Raw genomic sequence first — 13,984 nt, forward strand, 5'->3', positions numbered from 1 at the left:
GACCTCCATCAGGTTACATTGCCAAATGATCCGCTAAGTAAGCCGCAACGCCATCCTGATCGTTATCCAATTTGGTGACGTCATCCGCCACCGCCAAGATTTCCGGTTTGGCATTTTGCATCGCCACGCCAGTTCCCGCAAAGGCAAGCATATCTAAATCGTTCAGGTCATCGCCAAACGCAATGATGTTGTCACGGTCGATGTGATACTGTTCGGCAACGTAGGCCAGTGACCGTGATTTACTGGTTTCGCCAGCGGTCACTTCCAACGCCGCGTGTTCGCCACTCCAAGAGCCCCAGGTTTTAGGCGTTAGCTGCGGGTACCGGGCTTCAATCGCACGTTGTAGTGGCATCAGTGTCGTTTCTTTAATGAACATGGTCACCGAAATTGGTGCGTGGGTGAGACCCTGTTCGTTCAGGAAAGTGGTGGGATTCGGCATATCCGGGAAGAATGGCACGTTTTGGAACCCGTGGTCGGCCACCATCAACTGTTTGCCTTCTGCGACCATCAGGTTGATGTCGAAATCCTGTTTGAACTCACGCAAGGCGAGGGCGGTTGGCACTTGAATCGTATCTTGATGTTCGTACTGCCAGTGTTGGTGCGGTTTATGCACTAGTGCGCCATTGAAGTTGATCATTGGCGCATCCAAGCCGATTTGATCGTAGAACGGCACGGAAATCGCATCCGGGCGACCCGTTGTTAACACAACTAGGTGGCCGGCTTGGCTGGTGGCGCGTAAAGTCTTGATGGTTTGCGGGGTTAAGGCGCCAGCGCGGTTGAGCGTGGTGCCGTCGAGGTCTAAAGCAATGAGTTTTTGGGTGGTCATGGCGTGCTCCTGAAGTGAGATTATTAGCGTTAATTGTAACATAGGTGGAAGTGGATGTTGGTGTTGTGGTGCTGAACAGTTGTCTGGCAAATCAAGATTCTTCAATTATATTTGAAGAAAAGCGGAAATTTAGACATTCTTCAATTGTAATTGAAGAATTTTCCAAAATTGCAATAACAAGTTATCCGCCAAGAAAACGGCAACTAAAAAATACGTTAAGATTACCGGCAAGGCGACACTTCACCAAAAGGCGAATTATGCGCGAATCAAGACGTATAAGGGTTACCGTTATGCGAAATTAAGTCAGGCAGGTAACTTCAGTAAAACCATCTATGCCCCAAAAGCTAAGACGGTTAAGGTGAGTGCTGGTTATTATGCGAATGGGCACTTTAGTCGTATGACTGCAAATAAGACAATTTCAGTTAAATAAGGTGTTTCAAAAAGGAGTCAAAATCGCACGAGGTGGGATTTTGATTCCTTTTTAGAGCTACGAAAACAACTAGTCAGTGAATAAAGATTCTCGGTGTTTATATCGCAATCTGCTGCCCCATCAACACACTAAACAAAACCAACACCGCAACCACAGCTACAATCAGCGACCACTCATTAGGCAAGATTCGTGGCAGCTCGGTTAACTCACGCTGTTTCCGAAAATGGGTAGCATACAAAATACCGCCTTCGCCAACAATGACCAACAGCACCTCTTCAAGAAAAATCAGCCAACGACTACCAGTCGCGTCACCCGTACCGTTGCCGTTAAAGTGCATGGTGATTTGATCAGGCGCCTTGAAAAAGAAGAATAGTGAGACGAGTAACCCTAAGCCTTCAACGAGTCGAATCGTTAATCGAAATTGCTTCAACGTGGTCGCTTCCTTTCGAGAATTCAATTGAAGTATAAGGCTAGACTAACGTAAATACCAGCTTAATTTGACGGAAAATTAGTTATGCTTCGTAGTGGGTCACGCTATTCATTAAACTCAAGTGGTACTGGTTATCGATCACGATGAGCTCCGTCAAACTCGTGGGTTTTGGATCATCGATTTGGTTGATATCAACGTTAAGCAGTTGCGATAACAGAACGCGGATCGTGATCCGATGAGAGACAACGGCAATGGTTTGGTTGGGTGACTGTTGAACTAACGCGTTAAACCCAGCTAAGGCGCGGGTCGCAAGGTCAGCGAAAGTTTCGCCGCCATTACTGGCTTGAAATTGTTCAGGTGCCTGCCAAAAGTTAGCCCATTCCTGTGGTGAGGCCGCTTCAATCTCAGTATAAGTTCGGCCTTCCCAATTGCCCATGTTGAGCTCCTGAAAAGCGGCGTCAGTGGTGATGGGTAACCCTAAGTCGAGGTTGACGAGGTGTGCCGTTTGCTGTGCCCGGGGACTCGGACTCGCAACAATGCGGTCGATGGTGGGGAAAGTTGCCAAACGGTGGCTAAGTTGACGGGCTTGAAACTGGCCCAGTTCGGTTAGGGGTGAATTTTGAAAGCCCTGCATCCGGTGTTCTTGATTCCAAATGGTTTGGCCGTGGCGGATGAAGTAGATGGTTGTGGTCATGAGGTGGTGCCTCCTTTTAGTTGATGCACCTTAGTGTACGTTACAAAACGGCCGGCGTATAATACAGTGTAGGATTGCAATGATAACTTGAAGTTATGGGAGGCTACGCGGTATGAATTTACACCAGCTTAGAATTTTCTACACGGTGGCTCAGTTGGGGAGTATGACCGCGGCGGCCAAACAGCTCTACATTTCGCAGCCGGCTGTGACCAAACAGGTTCACCTGTTAGAGGAGAACTACGGCGTGACGCTAGTTGAACGCAGCGGGCGGGGCATCAAACTCACCGCTCTCGCAAAGCCGTATACCAACAAGCGGGTAAACTGTTCGATCAGGCTCGCACCATCGAACGCCTACTGCAAAGTAGCCACGCTCCAGTCAGAATTGGTGGCACCCAAATCACTATCAGCCGGTTGATTGCGGCGGACGTTGCGGGGCCGGGGATTCGCTATCAGGCGCAAAATACCCAGCAGACCGTGGCGTTGATGAAGGCCCAACAACTGGACTTTGCGATTCTGCCGTTTAGAGCGGCCGTTAGCGGCTTCGACTGTTTACTGTTGACGCAGGATCAATGGGTGTTCGTGGCCGCCCCGCAACAAGTACCAGCAGACCTCACGTTGGCGGCGCTGCTCAACCAAACGCTGATCGTTCGCGAACCTGGGAGTGAAACCCGAGTTGTCTTGGGGCAGACGATTGGTGCCACGGTGTTTTCGGATGCCATTGAAACCAACAGCCCGCTGGATGCGATTCGGTTAGCTGAGAATGGTCAGGGAATCTACTTCACAGCGCGGTCGAGTGTGCAGGCGTTGCTGGATAATGGCAAGCTGGCGTTGGTGACGTTGCGGGATTATCAACCGACAGCGCGACCACTGTATTTGTATGTTTCGGCTGGCGTTCCGCGAGCGCTTGGCGAAAAGATGAAGCAACGCTTGATCGCGGTGTTTGCGACATCAAATTAGGATGAGGCTTGCTAAAACGAATCAGTTGCGCTAAACTGGTTTCAACGGTAGTTGCATTTGCAAGTACTAACTCAATCTGAATGGAGATTATCAAATGACGAATGAATTAACAGTAGATTCAGCGTTCTGGTCACTCTTTCCCGAAGCTCGAATCGGCGCAGTGACGGTGCACGGCTTGAACAACGCGATTGTTGCGGATCAAGAACAACACTATCAAGACCTGTTAACTGAAGCGGGCAAGGCTGCTCACCAGTTCCTTGGTGCTGAAACGTTCCGGGAGAACCCGGTGGTTGCGGAATGGCGGACGGCTTACAGTCAGTTTAAAAAGAAGAAGGGTGCACGATCATCGATTGAGGCTTTGTTGAAGCGAATCGATCAGGGTAAACAGTTGTCACCCATTAACCCGTTGGTGGATATCTACAACAGTGTTTCGTTAACGTATGGGGTTCCTTGTGGTGGCGAAAATCTTGCGACCATTGAAGGCACCATGCACCTAGGAATCGCCAAGGGTGGCGAGGCGTTCAAACCACTTGGCGAAGATGAGGACGATCCTGCTTTACCGGGCGAAGTGATCTATTACGACCAAGTTGGGGCGGTTTGTCGCTGCTTTAACTGGCGGGATGGTGAGCGGACCATGTTGACGGAAACCACCACCGATGCGATTTTGGTGGTTGAAGCCATCAATGCAGACCAAAAGGCACGCCAAACCGAAGCTGTGGCAACGTTGCAGGCGCGGATCAAAGATGCGTTTGGCGTGGACAGTGACGTGGCCTGGTTTGAGGCAAAGTAGATGGCTGATGATCCGTTGCGAACGATTGGTGTGATCGCCAAGATTTTGGATAGTATCGCTAACATTGAGTTTAAGCAGTATCAGCTGACGCGGGGGCAGTACATGTATTTGACCCGTATCTGTGAACACCCTGGGTTGACCCAAACCGAGTTGATCGATTTGTTGAAGGTGGATCGGGCAACTGCTACTCGGGCGGTACAGCGGTTGGAAGAGCACGGGTTTGTGCGCCGGGAAGTGGATCAACAGGACCGCAAGTTAAAGCACATCTGGCCCACCGACCATGCGCAGACGGTTTATCCGCGAATCAAGGCGGAGAATGATTTTTCAACGCAGGTGGCCTTAGCTGGGTTTAGCGATGCCGAGGCGCAACAGTTGAGTGAACTGCTGGCGCGGATGCAGCAGAACCTTGATGGGAGTTGGGATTTTGTGAAGCAGGGCGGTCAGCGGGAATATTGAGCGTATTAAAAGCAGGTCATTTCTTGAACGTTGAAATGACCTGCTTTTATGTTATTAGTGAATTAAGTTAGTCGCCACGTTCAAGTTCAATCAAGTCGAAGTAGTGATGACCGCCGACGCTATACCGCGCCCACCAGGCATTAGTGAAATCTTCATCACCATATTGCCAAGATTGGGTGAGGGTATCGGTCGTTTTTTTGATGGTTAAGCGGTAGTAACGGCTTGAGACCTTCTTTTCGGTTAAGCCGTTAATTGGTGTTTTATAGTACAGGTAAGTCGTATTGCCCTTAACTTTAAACGTTGATAGCTTAACGGAGGCAGTTGGCTTAATGCGGTTAATGTAAGCACCGGTATATGAGGTATTCCCGCCATTTGGCAGATCATAAAGTTTTGACATTTCAATGCCGTTATAAATACCATAGTGTTTCAGCCGGGCGGTACTGTAATACTCAACGTAGCCGTCTAAAGTAACGTGAAATAGCGGCTTGTAGCGGTGGACTGTATCGCTATCGCCGAAGTAGCCGGTGCCGCTTTGAAGTAGTTTCGTCCGAACTGGCATTTTTAGTTTGTAGCCTTTAAAATCGCTGGCCTTAAAGGCGATTTGGCCACTCGCTTCCGCAATATTTTTTTCAGCGTTATAGTGCAGGTCACCTCGACTTAAACCGATCGTGTACTTTAGCGTGCCGTCTGAATTTCTGGACGCACCAGTACCGGTAATTTTCAAAATCGTGCCCTTCGGCGTAATCAGTTTACGGCCCTTTTTTCCGTTAATGTAGGTGTGTTGGCCGGTATACATGGCGCGTGTCGTTTTGACGTAACTGTATTTACTCAGCGTCTTAAACGAATCGGCATGAGCGGTAGTGGCAACGCTGGCAAGCCCTAATAAGCCAAACGTAGCGGCTAGTGCGGCCATTGTCGCGCGTTTAAATTGGTTATGATGCATCATGATTTCCTCCCCTGAAATAGTGATGGTTGTCTCAAAGTTGATTCTACGCTTGATTGGGTGAAAGGGTTACCTTTGCCCAAATCCTTGACAATTTTTAAAAATTATCAACTTTGAACTTCCGCTTACTATCCAGTATAGTTATGGGTAGATAAGATAGTTAAAAGGGGGACAACACCATGAAAAAGCACGGCGTCATCACCTACATCGGTTGGCTAGTTTTGTTTCTAGTCTCGACCATCGTGGCGCAGATTATCGGCACGTTGCTTTTTAGTTCAAGTTTAAAGGCGGTTTTTCACGGTCAACCACAGCTGTTAAGTATGTGGGGTAACCTTGTGATCGAGTTAGTGGCGCTGTTAATTTGGTGGCTGATCAATCGAGGACTGTTGAAGATCAACGTTGGTTGGCGTAACCGGGGGAGTAGCCGCGGTTGGTTACTATTACTACCGGTGTTAGTGGTCATCGGCGGTGATGCGCTATTGCCGACCAGCTATAATTTAACGCCCAGTTACGTAGGGTCAGCGCTGCTAGTTGGCCTGTCAGTCGGGCTACTAGAAGAGTACGTTTTCCGCGGCCTGTTAGTTGGGTTCTTTTACGAGAACTTCCGCCTCAGCAGTGTCGCCGTAGCCCTTCTAAGTGGCGTCGGTTTCGGCCTCGTCCACGCGGTCAACGGCCTGAGTTCTGGGAACTGGTTAAATACCGGTGCCAGGTGCTCATGGCGATGGGCATCGGCTTCTTCTTAGCTGCGGTATACCTCATCACGCATAATCTATGGCTACCGATTCTGTTCCACGGGTTGGTGGACGCCTTTGACCAAGTGGCGTTTGGTACGTTAAGCAACAATGCCGGCACGAGTTTGACTAATTCGGTCGTCTACGCGGTTGTGTTCTTAGCGTTAGGGCTGCTGGTGCTGCAACGCGGTACGGTTCAGTTTGCGCAAACGCCGGCTAAAAAGACGACTAAGCGCAAGCAACACACTGCGCCGGCCACGTTACCGGCTAACATTAGCGCCACGAAATCAATTCTGGCGGTGGCGGCCATCGTGGTGGAACTGATTCTTGGTGATTTATCAGCCAAACTCAGCATGAGCAAGACATCGCGGACCATCTTTGTGGTATTGATCGGTTTAGGCGTCTGCGTGTGGGTCGTGTCACTTTACCGTGATGTGTTAGGCGCGCAGTGGCGCCAGTACCGGCAGCATTTTTGGCGCAACTTCGCCATCGACTTTGGTTTGATGATCGGCGTTTACGTGCTGTTAGCCATTGTGCGATTCGGGATGAAGCAGTTACCGGGCGCGTCAACGACTGCCATGGGTGTTACCGATTGGCTGAGTTTTCAAACGGTGGCCAGTGCTAGTCTGGCGTTTCTATCCAGTCTGGTCGTCATGATGGCGCCGTTTACCGAAGAAGTGGTCTTCCGGCACGTCCTGTTCTACCAGTGGCGTAACAATAAAGCGGTGATGGTGCTGATGTTTGTGTTCTCATCGGTGGCCTTTGGGCTGATCCACTGGAATAACTTTAATGGGCAAGTCATGCAGATGGTGCCGTACATGTTCATCGGGGCGTTCTTTGCGCTGATCTATGCCTTTAGTCGCAATATTTGGCAGAACATTATGACTCACTTGTTGTTTAACTCGTTGCAGTTTTTGTCGGGGATATTCTTGTTGGTATTTGCGTTGTTGCAACGTTAATGAGGCGCGCTCATGAAAGAAAAGTTAACCCGAATTCGTCAGTTTTTGATTGATTCTCGGGAACATCCAGTGTCGTCGACGATACTGTTATTGGTTGAATTAGCGGTGTTCTACTTGGTGATTTCGTTTAGTATCGTTTGGTGGTTCTTGCTGGGACTACTGGGAATCGTTGTACTGTATATGGCGGTGCAGTGGTTTCGGTCGTGACTTAAAAGAAACGTGCTCGCATTTTCCGATTTATTTTAGGAAAATACGAGCACGTTTTTTGGTTAATTGAAAATCGGCAAGTCAGCAACCCACGTCGCAGATTAATCGCATCCCACGGTAGGTGTTCGGCAATACTCAGACCAACTAAGTCACTGGTTTGCCCAATCTCGGTCAACAACGAGAAAACCTGTTGGCAGGTCAATTCACCAACTGCGGCTGGAAATTGGCTGACATCAGTGTGGGGTTCCGCGGGATAGATTGAGCGAAAGTCGTTTGGATCTAAGACGTCCAAATCCCAGTGAACGGCAACGTGCCGGATGTGGTGATCTCGGAGCCAATCGATAACGGCGTGGTTATCGTGGCGGAGATCAGCTGGCGTTGCATAAGCGAGGTTTAACTGGTTAACGGTTTGATCCATGTCGCGTAACTCGTCGTATTTGAGCCCCGCCAGCAGCACGTGATCAGGCGCAATGTGGTGCGTGACTTGATTATTAAACGTTGGCGCACCAGCGTTCAAGAGATTTGCCAAGACCATTTCATGCACGTGGTGAGAGTTGTGATCGTTGGCCACATCGGGATGGACGTCCAGCCAAATAATGCCGAAATCATCGTAACGACCGTTCAGATAGTCGAAAGGTGCTTCGGAAATGGAACAATCACCACCCAGTGTAATCACGCGTTCGGGGTGTTTAAGGCTGAGGATATTAGTGGTTGTTTGGAACTGGTTGAGCAACGTCGCTTCACCGTCGATGCCAGTCGTTTGTGCCGGTAGTGGATCGGTACTGACCGGGACCTTAACGCGGTCGATGGTGTGAGTCTGAGGCACGATGGTGGCTAAGAGCTCACTACCGAGTTGATAGTCGGGATTATTGCCGCCTTGCCATTGAGGCAGGACGAGTTCGAGGGTTGAAGTTGTCAAAGTAAAACCTCCTCAGATTTAACATGTTGACATATCGGTATATAACGATATAATAAAATGCATGATGATCAATGTCAATGTGTTTAAAGCACTTTCCAACCAAACGCGTCTGGATATTTTAAAGTGGCTGAAGAATCCCGAAGAGGAGATCACATCGGTTTCCTGTGAGACGGTGCGCTATATGATGACTGAAAAGGGAGGCATTTGTGTTCAAGATTTAGTCAAGAAAGCTGGACTAGCGCAGTCGACCGTTTCGAGTTACCTAGCGATGATGGAACAGTGTGGGTTGCTGATTTCAGAACGGCATGGTAAGTGGACTTACTACCGTCGAAACGAACAGGGGATTCAACAGTTAAGCAGTCAAATTGGAGAAGCGTTGTAGAGCGCTTTTTATTTTTTTGAAAAGCCATATCTATATTTTTCGATATGTAGGATGGAGGACGAACATGAACGACTTAGGATTAGGAACGCAATATCCCATTATTCAAGCCCCGATGAACTGGGTGACGGACGCTAAATTAGTGGCAGCGGTAAGTAACGCTGGTGGGTTAGGGGTACTCGGTACCAACGCTGGCCAACGGGAAGTCACACCGAACCCGAAACAGGTTGAAGCTAGAATGACCGCTGAGATCCAGAAAACCAAGCGCTGACGTCAAGGCCATTTGGAATCAACATTTTAACGCCCGGTGATGGTCGGGCGTTAGCGACTTCACCTTATACGATAGCCATGCTGAAAGCGGCGTTTGCTGAAGGACTTCGGCATTTTGTGGTAGTTGGTCAAGCTCATCAAGAGACGTTTGATTGATCAAACAGCATCACGGAATGGTGATTTTTCGACCGTTGACGCCTAGTGTTCAAGAGGCGCAATTAGCAGAGCAGCTTGGTGCGGATATCATTGTTGCGACTGGGCATGATGAAGGCGGCGTTTTGCCGAATCGGGAAGCGGGTACCTTCACAGTGGTACCGGAGTTTGTTGATGCAGTTTCGGTTCCCGTATTTGCGGCAGGCGGTATCAATGATCACCGGGCGGTAAAGGCAGTTCAGGCATTAGGTGCAGTTGGCGTTTACGTTGGGACCCGGTTCTTAGCGACCGAGGAAGCACCGGTTGCCGATAACGTGAAGCAGTTGATTGTCGACACGCCATCACAAGCTACAGTCATGGTGTCGGGAAATCAACGGGCCATCGCAACGCCACAAGCGCAGGTGTACGCGGAAACTTATGCTGAAACGCATGACACGAGCGCTAGTAATCGGCAAATTGGTCGGGATGGTGGACTTCGAGAATCGATGTTACTAGGGCACTTAGATCACGGGATCATCACGGTGAACAATGGCATCGGAACGATCAAACAGATTCAGTCGGTTCACGAGGTTATTGAAAGTTTTTTTGAATAGGTTAGCTAAATAACGCCCCGGCAATTCTGAAACCTAGAATTGTCGGGGCGTTATTAATATTAATTAGCGCTTTTGAACCCCCAACATTTCATAGGGTGACAAATACAGCGCCTGCATAATCAACTTCGCAACGGCCTCCTGTGATAAGCCGTTTTCCTCCGATAGCCAAGTCGTGACGATCGCCATGATGGCGTTGGTCACCAAACTCAACGCGTAGTTTTGTGGTAGGTCCTTTCGAAAAGTAGCGCTACCCTTCACGCGGTTCAGTTCAGTAAGAATGGCCGTTTGGAGCATGGTGGTGACTAAGCGATAAAAGGCTGGATCGCCGTTTGCGCCAAATAGAAACTCAAGTAACGGCTTGTTAGCGGCGACCAGTTTGATGATATCAACGATGACCGGGTACGGCTGGCCCTTAGCGAGGTCCCGGTAGGTCATGGTGCCGTTCATTTCAGTATCCAATAAAGTTTGAAGTTGCGTTGCAAAGTAGTCCTTTAAGTGACGTAAGAGGTCATCTTTATCCAAGTAGTGTAAATAGAAAGTCCCGCGACTAATCCCGCTGGCTCGAGTGAGATCACTGATCGTAATTTGAGTCAGCGGTTTGGTTTTACCAACGGTCACTAACGCGTTAATGATGGCGGCATCCGTTTGGGCGACCCGTTCTTGTTGTGTTGCCATAGGTTCCTCCTATTGATCACTGAACACTTTTTTGAGAAGTGTGCATAGAATCTGGCGTTCGGTGTGGTTTAATCATTTTAGTAATTTAATTAACACGTTGTTCATTATTAACGACTTGGAGGGGAAATGCAATGACAAGTTTTATTTCAGTTCAAAATGAGACCAAGACCTACGGCACTGGTGCCAATGCGGTCACGGCTAATAAGGACATCAGTTTTGAGATTGCACCCGGTGAGCTCACCATTATTTTAGGGGCTTCTGGTGCGGGTAAATCAACCTTACTCAACGTTTTAGGTGGCATGGATCACCTCACTAGCGGTTCGGTGAACGTCAACGGCGTCGAGTTAGGGGCGTTAGATACGAAAGGGCTCACCACTTACCGCCGCAAACAGGTTGGGTTTGTCTTTCAGTTTTACAACCTGGTTCAAAATTTAACGACGGTGGAAAACGTTGAGTTAGCGTCTGAAATTGCCGATGATGCGATGGACGGTGTTGAAGCGCTAACGGCGGTTGGGTTAGCTGACCGAATCCAGAATTTCCCAGCCCAACTTTCCGGTGGTGAACAACAACGGGTAGCGATTGCGCGGGCAATTGCGAAGAACCCGGATTTACTGTTGGCGGATGAACCGACTGGTGCGTTGGATTACAAGACCGGGAAGAAAATTTTGCAGTTATTTCAGGATTTTACCCGGAACTCCGGGAAGAACGTCATCATCGTGACCCATAACTCGATGATTCGACCAATGGCGGATCACGTGATTGAAATCGCGGACGGTCAGGTTAAAGCGGACACCTATAACGACCACCCAACGCCGGTGGCTGAACTTGAATGGTAGGCGATATTAAATGAAAAAGTTAACTAAAAATATGTTGCGCGAGTTCAAGCTCTCATTGGCGCGGTTCATTTCGGTCTCGGCGTTACTGATGCTGGGGGTCTTCGTCTTGATTGGCCTCAACGTAACCGGACCGAATATGCGCAAAACGGCACAACAGTCTTATACGGCAGAGCATTTGGCAGACGCTAAAGTCACGTCAACGGTAGCGTTGGATGCTAAGGACCGGTCGACGATTCGGCATTTATCAGGAATCAAAACGGTTGAATTTGGTCACACGACGGATGTGGTCATTAAAAATACCCAGGACGCTATTCGGGTTCAAAGTAACCCGCAAAGTTTATCGAAACTGACATTAACCAGAGGCCACCGGGCGAAAACGGCATCTCAAATCGTACTGAGTAATCAGTTACGGGGGCGTTATCAGCTAGGTGACACAGTGAAGTTGGCGGCCGGTAAGACGGACGCCACCACGGGTTTGACGCGAAAGACGTACACCGTGGTTGGGTTTGCGACCTCCACCGAGTACCTTAAGAAGGATAAGTTAGGCAGTACCAGCTTAGGTAACGGGACGTTGACTGGCTTTGCGTACGTGACCAAGTCGGCCTTCACGAGTTCGAAGCCCAACGTGGCCCGGTTAGCCTTTACCGCTACCAAGGGCGCAGCGTACAGAACAGCGTATGAACACCACGCCACGACGTTGACCAACCGGCTTCAAAAAACGTTGAATCGTCGCAACCACGCCCGCGTTCAAACGTTGCGGACAACGTTAACGGATGACATTGCGACGGCCAAAACGCAAATCAGCCGAAATGAGGCAACGCTGAAAACAGCGACAACGAAATTGGCTACTGCGCAGCAACAACTGGATCAACAGGCGAAAGCTGCTAGCGGGACCGCCGCGACGGCCCAAGTCAAAACAGCACAGCAACAACTGAAGCAACAGCGAACAACGTTGAAGGCTAAACAAGCAACGTTGCAGTCGGCCAAGGATAAGCTGGCGGATGCCCAAGCCACTAAGTCCGAGTTAGACGATGTCACGCTGACCATTCAAAGCCGCAACAACTACAACGATGGCTACAACAACTACGGCGAAGATGCGGCCAGAATCAATGCGTTAGGGAAATCTTTCCCGGCCTTCTTCTTCCTGATCGCAGTGCTGGTTTGTTTTACCACGATGCGGCGGATGGTTGAAGAAAAGCGGATCGAAATGGGGACGTTACGAGCGCTGGGGTATAGCAAGCACGAAGTCATGCGCGAGTTCCTGGTTTATAGTGTTAGCACGGCGTTGATGGGGACCGTTTTAGGAAGTATCTTAGGATTGGTCGTCCTCCCGAAAATCATTTTCCGGGCGTACACGGCAAACTTCAACTTTGATCACTTACAGTTAGCGTTGCACCCAACCTACATTGCAATCAGTTTCGCACTCGCACTGTTGTCGACGGTATTGGCCTCATGGTTAGCAGCCCGGGCGTCACTAAAATTGGTACCAGCTGAATTGATGTTACCGAAAGCCCCGGTTAGCGGCTCACGCATCTTACTAGAACGCATCACACCGCTTTGGCGCAAGCTGAGTTTTTCTCACAAGGTGACGGCCAGAAACCTGTTCCGGTACAAGGGCCGGATGCTGATGACCATCATCGGGGTAGCCGGCGCAACGGCTTTAATGATCACCGGTTTTGGGATTCGGGATTCGTTAAATACGATTGTGGATCGGCAATTCAGCCAAATCAGCCAGTACGATGTGGTGACGGTGTACAATCCGAATGCAACGTCGACTGCGGCGAAGAAGGCGCAACAAAGCGTTACAAATTCGAGTCAGGTTAAGCGGTATACCAGCGCTTACTTCGAAAACGAGTACGCCACCACTAGTGATTCCGATTCACGCGAAACGGTTTCGCTGATGGTGCCGCAATCGGCCAAGCAACTGGACAAGTACGTTAAGTTGCGAGATTATCGAACCGGTAAGCGGAGCAAGTTATCCGATAATGGTGCCATTGTGTCACAGAGACTAGCCAAGTTGCAGGGTGTTAGTGTGGGAGATACGTTTAAATTGAAGGATGCGGATGGCACGCGCGCCGGATTAAAGTCGCCGGTATCGCGACAATGTATGCGGGCCATGGCGTTTATATGAACCGGACCTACTACCAAAAGGTTTACGGTAAGTCAGCGACGATGAATGCATACCTAGTGACGTTAAAACACGCCGCATCCAAGCGAGTTAACGCGTTCTCGGCCCGCTTCAATCACCATGAGGCTGCCGTTCAGACTGTTCAATCTCAAGAAACTAAGCAAACCATCACCAACATTTTGAGCAACTTAAATAACTTGATCTTGGTACTAGTTCTGAGTGCCTCATTGTTGTCGCTAGTGGTGCTTTACACCCTGACGAACATCAACGTGTCGGAACGGGTTCGCGAACTCTCAACCTTGAAGGTATTAGGGTTCTATCCGAACGAAGTCTTGATGTACATCTACCGGGAGACCAACATTTTGACCGGTGTCGGTATTTTGACCGGGGTTGGTGTCGGTTATGCTTTTCATGCGTACATCATGGCACTCTTACCACCTGCCAATGCCATGGTTGCACCAGGATTGACGTGGCTGAACGTTGGCATTTCAGTTGTGCTGACCATTGTCTTCTCGCTGATCATTATGGTGATGATGAACCATAAGATTCAGAGTGTGGATATGTTGGAGGCGTTGAAGTCGGTGGATTAGGGTAAATCATCATTAGTT

General features: G+C 49.4%; 19 protein-coding genes. 13 read left to right on the forward strand and 6 right to left on the reverse strand.

Annotated features, from left to right (window positions below; all coding sequences use genetic code 11):
* Window positions 1-13 precede the first annotated feature (13 nt).
* The 3 genes from JCM2765_RS03595 to JCM2765_RS03605 form a co-directional block, all read right to left on the reverse strand.
* Window positions 14-826 carry a Cof-type HAD-IIB family hydrolase gene (locus tag JCM2765_RS03595; protein WP_054733840.1) on the reverse strand — a complete coding sequence of 271 codons (813 nt, stop codon included), beginning with the start codon at window positions 824-826 and terminating at the stop codon, window positions 14-16.
* 527 nt (window positions 827-1,353) lie between these two features.
* Complete coding sequence (locus JCM2765_RS03600) at window positions 1,354-1,686, reverse strand: DUF1648 domain-containing protein (protein ID WP_054733843.1); 333 nt, start codon at window positions 1,684-1,686, stop codon at window positions 1,354-1,356.
* An 82-nt stretch (window positions 1,687-1,768) separates the two neighbouring features.
* Complete coding sequence (locus JCM2765_RS03605) at window positions 1,769-2,380, reverse strand: histidine phosphatase family protein (RefSeq protein ID WP_054733846.1); 612 nt, start codon at window positions 2,378-2,380, stop codon at window positions 1,769-1,771.
* Between the two features lie 112 nt (window positions 2,381-2,492).
* Here JCM2765_RS03605 and JCM2765_RS03610 point away from each other — a divergent pair, with 112 nt between their 5' ends.
* From JCM2765_RS03610 to JCM2765_RS03625, 4 genes are all read left to right on the forward strand, one after another.
* On the forward strand, window positions 2,493-2,795 hold the full coding sequence (locus JCM2765_RS03610; protein ID WP_054733848.1) for a LysR family transcriptional regulator: 303 nt from the start codon (window positions 2,493-2,495) through the stop codon (window positions 2,793-2,795).
* On the forward strand, window positions 2,792-3,337 hold the full coding sequence (locus tag JCM2765_RS03615; protein ID WP_054733851.1) for a substrate-binding domain-containing protein: 546 nt from the start codon (window positions 2,792-2,794) through the stop codon (window positions 3,335-3,337). Before JCM2765_RS03610 ends, JCM2765_RS03615 begins: the two co-directional genes overlap by 4 nt.
* Window positions 3,338-3,431: 94 nt before the next feature.
* Window positions 3,432-4,127 carry a B3/B4 domain-containing protein gene (locus JCM2765_RS03620; protein WP_054733854.1) on the forward strand — a complete coding sequence of 232 codons (696 nt, stop codon included), beginning with the start codon at window positions 3,432-3,434 and terminating at the stop codon, window positions 4,125-4,127.
* Window positions 4,128-4,583, forward strand: a complete 456-nt coding sequence (locus tag JCM2765_RS03625; protein ID WP_054733858.1) for a MarR family winged helix-turn-helix transcriptional regulator — start codon at window positions 4,128-4,130, stop codon at window positions 4,581-4,583.
* Between the two features lie 67 nt (window positions 4,584-4,650).
* On the opposite strand, the gene JCM2765_RS03630 is transcribed toward JCM2765_RS03625, so the two are convergent.
* Complete coding sequence (locus JCM2765_RS03630) at window positions 4,651-5,529, reverse strand: hypothetical protein (RefSeq protein WP_156301661.1); 879 nt, start codon at window positions 5,527-5,529, stop codon at window positions 4,651-4,653.
* Window positions 5,530-5,705: 176 nt separating this feature from the next.
* On the opposite strand from JCM2765_RS03630, the gene JCM2765_RS03635 reads away from it, so the two are divergent.
* Genes JCM2765_RS03635 through JCM2765_RS03645 form a run of 3 tightly spaced genes read left to right on the forward strand, consistent with a single transcriptional unit; the run spans window position 5,706 to window position 7,423 of the window.
* Window positions 5,706-6,269: a CPBP family glutamic-type intramembrane protease gene (locus JCM2765_RS03635; protein WP_054733865.1), complete on the forward strand. Its 564-nt coding sequence runs from the start codon at window positions 5,706-5,708 to the stop codon at window positions 6,267-6,269.
* Entirely contained in the window at window positions 6,242-7,216 is a 975-nt protein-coding gene (locus JCM2765_RS03640; protein WP_082404980.1) for a CPBP family intramembrane glutamic endopeptidase, read from the forward strand. Before JCM2765_RS03635 ends, JCM2765_RS03640 begins: the two co-directional genes overlap by 28 nt.
* A gap of 12 nt (window positions 7,217-7,228) precedes the next feature.
* Window positions 7,229-7,423 (forward strand): hypothetical protein, encoded by a 195-nt coding sequence (locus JCM2765_RS03645; protein ID WP_054733871.1) that lies wholly within the window; start codon window positions 7,229-7,231, stop codon window positions 7,421-7,423.
* Window position 7,424: 1 nt separating this feature from the next.
* Here JCM2765_RS03645 and JCM2765_RS03650 read toward each other — a convergent pair whose 3' ends face one another.
* Window positions 7,425-8,342, reverse strand: a complete 918-nt coding sequence (locus JCM2765_RS03650) for an arginase family protein (protein WP_082404981.1) — start codon at window positions 8,340-8,342, stop codon at window positions 7,425-7,427.
* 61 nt (window positions 8,343-8,403) lie between these two features.
* Between JCM2765_RS03650 and JCM2765_RS03655 the strand changes: the two genes are divergently transcribed.
* From JCM2765_RS03655 to JCM2765_RS17005, 3 genes are all read left to right on the forward strand, one after another.
* Complete coding sequence (locus JCM2765_RS03655) at window positions 8,404-8,724, forward strand: ArsR/SmtB family transcription factor (RefSeq protein ID WP_054733872.1); 321 nt, start codon at window positions 8,404-8,406, stop codon at window positions 8,722-8,724.
* Window positions 8,725-8,788: 64 nt separating this feature from the next.
* A complete protein-coding gene (locus JCM2765_RS18895) occupies window positions 8,789-8,992 on the forward strand; it encodes a nitronate monooxygenase (RefSeq protein ID WP_304621892.1) in 204 nt (67 codons plus the stop codon).
* A gap of 151 nt (window positions 8,993-9,143) precedes the next feature.
* A complete protein-coding gene (locus tag JCM2765_RS17005; RefSeq protein ID WP_156301662.1) occupies window positions 9,144-9,737 on the forward strand; it encodes an NAD(P)H-dependent flavin oxidoreductase in 594 nt (197 codons plus the stop codon).
* Between the two features lie 63 nt (window positions 9,738-9,800).
* Here JCM2765_RS17005 and JCM2765_RS03665 read toward each other — a convergent pair whose 3' ends face one another.
* Window positions 9,801-10,412 (reverse strand): TetR/AcrR family transcriptional regulator, encoded by a 612-nt coding sequence (locus JCM2765_RS03665; protein WP_054733876.1) that lies wholly within the window; start codon window positions 10,410-10,412, stop codon window positions 9,801-9,803.
* Between the two features lie 131 nt (window positions 10,413-10,543).
* Here JCM2765_RS03665 and JCM2765_RS03670 point away from each other — a divergent pair, with 131 nt between their 5' ends.
* Genes JCM2765_RS03670 through JCM2765_RS03680 form a run of 3 tightly spaced genes read left to right on the forward strand, consistent with a single transcriptional unit; the run spans window position 10,544 to window position 13,966 of the window.
* Window positions 10,544-11,248, forward strand: a complete 705-nt coding sequence (locus tag JCM2765_RS03670) for an ABC transporter ATP-binding protein (RefSeq protein ID WP_054733880.1) — start codon at window positions 10,544-10,546, stop codon at window positions 11,246-11,248.
* A 10-nt stretch (window positions 11,249-11,258) separates the two neighbouring features.
* Window positions 11,259-13,379 carry an FtsX-like permease family protein gene (locus tag JCM2765_RS03675; protein ID WP_054733883.1) on the forward strand — a complete coding sequence of 707 codons (2,121 nt, stop codon included), beginning with the start codon at window positions 11,259-11,261 and terminating at the stop codon, window positions 13,377-13,379.
* Window positions 13,352-13,966, forward strand: coding sequence for an ABC transporter permease (locus JCM2765_RS03680; protein WP_082404982.1), 615 nt, complete (start codon window positions 13,352-13,354; stop codon window positions 13,964-13,966). The genes JCM2765_RS03675 and JCM2765_RS03680 overlap by 28 nt, the downstream gene beginning before the upstream one ends.
* Window positions 13,967-13,984 lie beyond the last annotated feature (18 nt).

This window comes from Secundilactobacillus similis DSM 23365 = JCM 2765 (assembly GCF_001311075.1).
In the GTDB taxonomy this organism is placed as follows: Bacteria; Bacillota; Bacilli; order Lactobacillales; family Lactobacillaceae; genus Secundilactobacillus; species Secundilactobacillus similis.

Coding starts and splice junctions, on each gene's coding strand:
- JCM2765_RS18895 (WP_304621892.1), top strand. CDS start 8,789: ATGAACGACTTAGGATTAGGAACGCAATATCCCATTATTCAAGCCCCG.
- JCM2765_RS03670 (WP_054733880.1), top strand. CDS start 10,544: ATGACAAGTTTTATTTCAGTTCAAAATGAGACCAAGACCTACGGCACT.
- JCM2765_RS03645 (WP_054733871.1), top strand. CDS start 7,229: ATGAAAGAAAAGTTAACCCGAATTCGTCAGTTTTTGATTGATTCTCGG.
- JCM2765_RS03680 (WP_082404982.1), top strand. CDS start 13,352: ATGTATGCGGGCCATGGCGTTTATATGAACCGGACCTACTACCAAAAG.
- JCM2765_RS03620 (WP_054733854.1), top strand. CDS start 3,432: ATGACGAATGAATTAACAGTAGATTCAGCGTTCTGGTCACTCTTTCCC.
- JCM2765_RS03610 (WP_054733848.1), top strand. CDS start 2,493: ATGAATTTACACCAGCTTAGAATTTTCTACACGGTGGCTCAGTTGGGG.
- JCM2765_RS03640 (WP_082404980.1), top strand. CDS start 6,242: ATGGCGATGGGCATCGGCTTCTTCTTAGCTGCGGTATACCTCATCACG.
- JCM2765_RS03630 (WP_156301661.1), bottom strand. CDS start 5,529: ATGATGCATCATAACCAATTTAAACGCGCGACAATGGCCGCACTAGCC.
- JCM2765_RS03675 (WP_054733883.1), top strand. CDS start 11,259: ATGAAAAAGTTAACTAAAAATATGTTGCGCGAGTTCAAGCTCTCATTG.
- JCM2765_RS03625 (WP_054733858.1), top strand. CDS start 4,128: ATGGCTGATGATCCGTTGCGAACGATTGGTGTGATCGCCAAGATTTTG.
- JCM2765_RS03655 (WP_054733872.1), top strand. CDS start 8,404: ATGATGATCAATGTCAATGTGTTTAAAGCACTTTCCAACCAAACGCGT.
- JCM2765_RS03665 (WP_054733876.1), bottom strand. CDS start 10,412: ATGGCAACACAACAAGAACGGGTCGCCCAAACGGATGCCGCCATCATT.
- JCM2765_RS03605 (WP_054733846.1), bottom strand. CDS start 2,380: ATGACCACAACCATCTACTTCATCCGCCACGGCCAAACCATTTGGAAT.
- JCM2765_RS03595 (WP_054733840.1), bottom strand. CDS start 826: ATGACCACCCAAAAACTCATTGCTTTAGACCTCGACGGCACCACGCTC.
- JCM2765_RS03635 (WP_054733865.1), top strand. CDS start 5,706: ATGAAAAAGCACGGCGTCATCACCTACATCGGTTGGCTAGTTTTGTTT.